This is a genomic window from Lysinibacillus sp. (assembly GCF_032093475.1).
GTDB lineage: Bacteria > Bacillota > Bacilli > Bacillales_A > Planococcaceae > Lysinibacillus > Lysinibacillus irui.
In genome coordinates, this window is sequence record NZ_DAMDAY010000007.1 from 34,252 (window position 1) to 39,409 (window position 5,158).

General features: G+C 36.3%; 5 protein-coding genes and 1 pseudogene. 4 read left to right on the plus strand and 2 right to left on the minus strand.

Annotated features, from left to right (window positions below; all coding sequences use genetic code 11):
• Positions 1-1,300, plus strand: a 1,300-nt coding sequence (locus RT445_RS03260; protein ID WP_313469676.1) for a YhgE/Pip domain-containing protein, incomplete at its 5' end; no start/stop codon positions are given.
• 80 nt (positions 1,301-1,380) lie between these two features.
• Positions 1,381-1,887: a PCYCGC motif-containing (lipo)protein gene (locus tag RT445_RS03265; RefSeq protein ID WP_274793765.1), complete on the plus strand. Its 507-nt coding sequence runs from the start codon at positions 1,381-1,383 to the stop codon at positions 1,885-1,887.
• Between the two features lie 437 nt (positions 1,888-2,324).
• Here RT445_RS03265 and RT445_RS03270 read toward each other — a convergent pair whose 3' ends face one another.
• A complete protein-coding gene (locus RT445_RS03270; RefSeq protein WP_274793766.1) occupies positions 2,325-2,861 on the minus strand; it encodes a hydrolase in 537 nt (178 codons plus the stop codon).
• Positions 2,862-3,233: 372 nt separating this feature from the next.
• Here RT445_RS03270 and serC point away from each other — a divergent pair, with 372 nt between their 5' ends.
• Positions 3,234-4,322 (plus strand): 3-phosphoserine/phosphohydroxythreonine transaminase, encoded by a 1,089-nt coding sequence (gene serC / locus RT445_RS03275; protein WP_274793767.1) that lies wholly within the window; start codon positions 3,234-3,236, stop codon positions 4,320-4,322.
• 269 nt (positions 4,323-4,591) lie between these two features.
• Positions 4,592-4,951, plus strand: a complete 360-nt coding sequence (locus tag RT445_RS03280) for a hypothetical protein (RefSeq protein WP_274793768.1) — start codon at positions 4,592-4,594, stop codon at positions 4,949-4,951.
• A 59-nt stretch (positions 4,952-5,010) separates the two neighbouring features.
• On the opposite strand, the pseudogene RT445_RS03285 reads toward RT445_RS03280, so the two are convergent.
• Positions 5,011-5,158, minus strand: a pseudogene (locus tag RT445_RS03285) (transcriptional repressor); the annotation flags it as partial.

A 5,158-nucleotide genomic window follows, 5' to 3' on the forward strand; every position in this document is an offset into this window, starting at 1 on the left:
ATTAATTCAAGCAGATGCTACCACTCGTAAGCAATTGGTTGATTCCTTAACTGCTGTCATCACTTCTTTACAGGAAAGTAATGCCGAAGACAACCAACAACTCATTGAACAGCTTACAACGATTCGAGAAGCCTTACAGCGTAATCCAAGCTTTAATGATTCAACTACAGGCGCACTTAACGCATTACAACAATTGCACACTTTACATGATGATGTTCTAAATAAAATAGAACAAATAAAGCCTATTGATAAAGAAGTCATCAAACAAGATGTCGCTGCCATACAACAAATCGCACAAAACGCAACGGCCAATTTGCAAAAATTTCTATCGTACTATAACGATAGTTTAGAACCGCAACTTCGATCGACGTTATCTAGTGCTCAACAGACATTAACGAATGCTTCGACGATGCTGACCAATGTAAAACAATTCATTCCTCAGGCAAAAGATAAATTAACACAGGCCAAAAATACACTAGGAACAGCCAATAATGCCATTCAAAAAATACAAACGGAATTTCCAACTTTAAGTTCAAAAATTAAAGAATTAGCAAATAAACTACGTACACTTGAAGAGGAAGCAGACATTGCTGAGATTGTGCAATTATTAAAAAATGATGTCAATGCTGAACGTGACTTTTTTGAGGAACCCATTAAACTAAAGGAACATCGCGTATTCCCAATTGCAAACTATGGCACGGCCATGACACCGTTTTACACTGTACTATCTATTTGGGTTGGATGTTTATTATTAATTTCCTTATTATCTGTGAATCTTCATGGAGATACGTCTTACAGTATTCGAGAAATTTACTTTGGCCGACTATTAACATTTGCAACATTTTCTTTTATTCAAACACTTATTATTACCATCGGAGATATTTTCTTACTTGATGGGTCTATTCAAGCACCCGCCTATTTTGTATTATTTGGTCTTTTCATCAGTCTCGTATTTATAACCGTAGTCTACACACTCGTATCTGTCTTTGGGAATGTAGGTAAAGCATTAGCTATTGTGATGCTCGTTCTGCAAATTGCTGGCTCTGGTGGAACTTATCCGATCGAATTACTACCAAGGTTTTTCCAACTAATCAATCCTTTTTTACCTTTTACCTATGCCATTGAAATGATGCGTGAGGCAGTTGGAGGGATTATTTGGACATCTGTCTGGACAGATCTCATCTTCTTAATTGGTTTCTGGTTTATTTTTATCCTGTTTGGCTTTTTCTTAAAAAAGTTATTGAGCGAGAAAATGGAACATTTCATGAACAAAACACGTGGATTAGATATATTTCATTGATTTGCAACAAGGCTGCCTGTAAATGTTTAAGAGAACAATGTTATAATGGAAGTATTGTAAACATGTAGGAGGCGCTATATTTGAAGAAAACACTTTCTATTTTTGTTATATTGGCTTTACTGTTATTAAGTGCATGTGGGGAAGATAAAAAAGAGGCTGAAGCCAACCAAAAAACTCAGGAAGCTTCACATGAAGGTCACTCACATGCTACAGGTGATATTCAGGAGGAAACCGCTTCTGCAGACATCCTTCCATCCTTTTTAGAAGATAAACAAGAAAAGATTCGCTTAGTTTATCAAATCGCTGGTCAATCAACTGAGATCCTAGAATGGATGCCATGTTATTGCGGCTGTGGCGAATCAGCTGGCCACAAAAATAATTTAAATTGCTTTATTCAGGAAAAACGCGAGGATGGTTCCATCGTCTGGGATGATCATGGAACAAGGTGTTTAGTTTGCTTGGAGATTGCTGTCCAGTCAGCACAACTGCATAAAGAAGGAAAGAGCCTAAAAGAAATTCGTCAGTACATTGATGATACTTATAAAGAGGGCTATGCTAAACCAACACCAACTGAGATGCCTGCATAAAAAAGGATCACTTTTGTGTATTGTAGTGGAAGGTTTCTTGTCCATGAAATAATAGATATGAGTAAAATAAATATGAAATTGAAAGGCAGAAACGCTGAACAACGTTTCTGCCCTTTACTTTTTATTATATGAAAGTATATTTTGGAAAAGCCTCTATATTGTTTCAAGTGGTTTTTCTTCCCTATTCGAAGGATGATATATAAAAAACACTTTCGATAGAAATGTGCAACAATATTATGGTTTTATTCACATCCAATTGCTGGGATTGAATTGAAATATGGACAATTTGGTCATAGCAGTGGTTCTTAGTGAAGTTCATCGTAATATGAAAGTGAATAAAATGGGTAAAATATTATCTTAATTGCAAAATATATAGGGCCGATCGTTGTTATTACAATGATTGTATGATAAAGCCAATAGTTTATTTTTGATGAACTCTACTTTACAAGCTGTAAAATGGTTTTAAATTGTGGATGGTCAGCACGTTGTAAAAGCTCATATAAAATCATTTCAGTACTAGTTGAATGTATTCCGAGTGCATTCAGCTTGCTCAGTCCGATTTCTTTATTTGCCTTAGTACGAGAAGAAACGGCATCTACTACAACCTCTACTTCAAACCCCTGTTCCTTTAATTGTCTTGCTGTTTGGTACACACAAATATGTGTTTCAATGCCTGTTACAATAAATTGTGTACGTCCCGTTTCTTTCAATTCCTTTACAAATGACTCTTCTTGCCATGCGCTAAAGGCCATTTTAGCAATAGGTTGTCCTTGTAAATGCTGGGCTATATCTAGTGCTGTTCCTCCTAAACGACTAGGGTTTTGTTCTAGCCATAATGTAGGTACTTCAAGGGCTTGCATGGCTTGTACTAACTTTGCTACATTTTCAATCATCACTTCACTATCATCTACAATTGTCGCTAACTTTCCTTGTACGTCCACAACTACTAAACAAGCTTTCTCTACTGTAAACATTATGAACACCTCGTTTTCTATTCTCTAAATTATTATACAAAAAACTTGCATTACCTGTCGTAAAGAAAGGTAATTCTTTTATCAAACATCAAATTTCAGGGCATCTAGATCGAAGCATTTACCCAACTAGAAACACGAACATTAAAAACGAATATTTCAACAAAAATATTTTAAACACGAAAAATATCATTTCATTTCAAAAAATAACTTCGTTTCGTTCGTGTTTACTCCGAAAAACATGCTCAATTGTGTACATTTTGTTGCGAGCCTGTCGCTATTCTGCTCAAATATTAAGAATTTTATTTTTTCTCTTGAAAATTACGGTATAATCCAGTAAAGTTCTGTTATTAACCAAACAAGGAGTGTACCACTTTGACACAACGTGCATACAATTTCAACGCAGGTCCATCTGCACTTCCACAAGAAGTATTAGAAAGAGCTCAACAGCAATTAGTAAACTTCCGTGATTCAGGTATGTCCATAATGGAAATGAGTCACCGCAGTGCTATTTTTGACGACGTACATAACGAAGCTATTGCTTTATTAAAAAAACTATATGCCATTCCAGAAAACTATGAGGTACTATTCCTACAAGGTGGAGCAAGCCTTCAATTTACAATGGTTCCTATGAACTTTTTGACAGCTGATCAAAAAGCTAGCTATGTACTATCTGGTTCATGGTCTGAGAAAGCCTTCAAGGAAGCTAAATTGTTTGGTACACCTGTTGAAGCGGCCAGTACAAAAGACAATCAATACCGTAATATTCCTGCCTTAGAAGACATTCAATTCAATGATGATGATGCTTATGTTCACATTACATCCAACAATACAATTTACGGTACACAGTGGAGAAATTATCCGGATACAGGAAATGTGCCATTAGTTGCTGACATGTCTAGTGATATTTTGTCAAAGCCAGTGGATATTGAAAAGTTCGGAATCATCTATGCAGGAGCTCAAAAAAACCTTGGGCCTTCAGGTGTAACGGTTGTCATCATTCGCAAAGATTTACTAGAAAAAGCGAATAAAAATATTCCAACTATGCTGAAATACACAACACATGCCGATAGTAATTCGCTTTATAACACACCACCGACATTTGGAATCTACATGCTAGGAGAAGTATTGAAATGGGTAGAATCTAAAGGTGGCGTAGCTGAAATTGAAAAACACAATGAATTAAAGGCAAAAGTAATTTATGATGCCATTGATCATAGTAATGGCTTTTATAAAGGCCATGCTACAACTGATAGCCGTTCATTAATGAACATTACATTCCGTGTGGCAGATGAGGAGCTTGAAAAACAATTCCTTGCTGAAGCAAAAGCTGCCGGCTTTGTTGGACTAAATGGGCATCGATCTGTAGGTGGCTGTCGTGCTTCTACTTACAATGCGGTACCTCTTGAGGCTTGTGAAGCTTTACGAGACTTTATGGTAGATTTCCAACAAAAACATCAATAATCATAGGGTAGACGACGAAGATTTACGTTTCTGTAATGACTCGTCGTTTTTTTGTGGGTGTAACAGCAAATCTATCCCGATATGAATATCTTGCTTTAGCATTTATAGCATTTTTTTTACTTAGGGCTTTCCTCACTACGCAAGATTTTGAGAAAAATATAGATTATTGAGTAGCCTATCGGACATATTGCCAACCTCTCTTTCCTCACCAAACATAGATTATTACTGTAAGGGTACCCTTACGAAACTAGAAGAAGGGAGGTATTACAATGGAAGATAGACGATATATGACTCATATGAACTGGCAAGGCTGTAAATGTCAGAAAAAAGAGGAAAAATGTCATTGTCGCAAAGAAAAAGAAGAAAAATGTTCTTGCGAAAAAGAAGAAAAATGTACACCAAAAATGAGCAGTAATTGTAGAGGTTGTATTTGCCAACAATTAAGAAAATTAGAGCTTGCAACTACACTAGATATCTTCTTATCTGGCGGTATTAGCTTCTTAGGTGTGACTTTCATTTCCTTTGATCCACGAAATTGCTGTGCATACTTCTTTGAGCCAGGTGCAGCTGCTTCTCCTTTAATTGTAGATTGTAATAAAATTGTTGCGATTCGTAGAACAGCAGCTTAATAAGTTGAGAGGGTAGCCCTATACAGGAACTACCCTCTTTTTACACAGAAAAAACTCTGTCAGTATTCATTTGACAGAGTTTCATGCTTACAATCCGGGCATTTGCCATAGATTTCAAACTTATGATTTTCAATCTCATAGTCAGGCAATTTTTCTCCCAGCATTTCCATCGGACAAAGATTAAGCTCTTTAACATTCCCACAATCC

Excerpts from the sequence above, each read along its gene's own strand:
- RT445_RS03280 (WP_274793768.1), top strand. The coding sequence starts at position 4,592 with ATGGAAGATAGACGATATATGACTCATATGAACTGGCAAGGCTGTAAA.
- RT445_RS03270 (WP_274793766.1), bottom strand. The coding sequence starts at position 2,861 with ATGTTTACAGTAGAGAAAGCTTGTTTAGTAGTTGTGGACGTACAAGGA.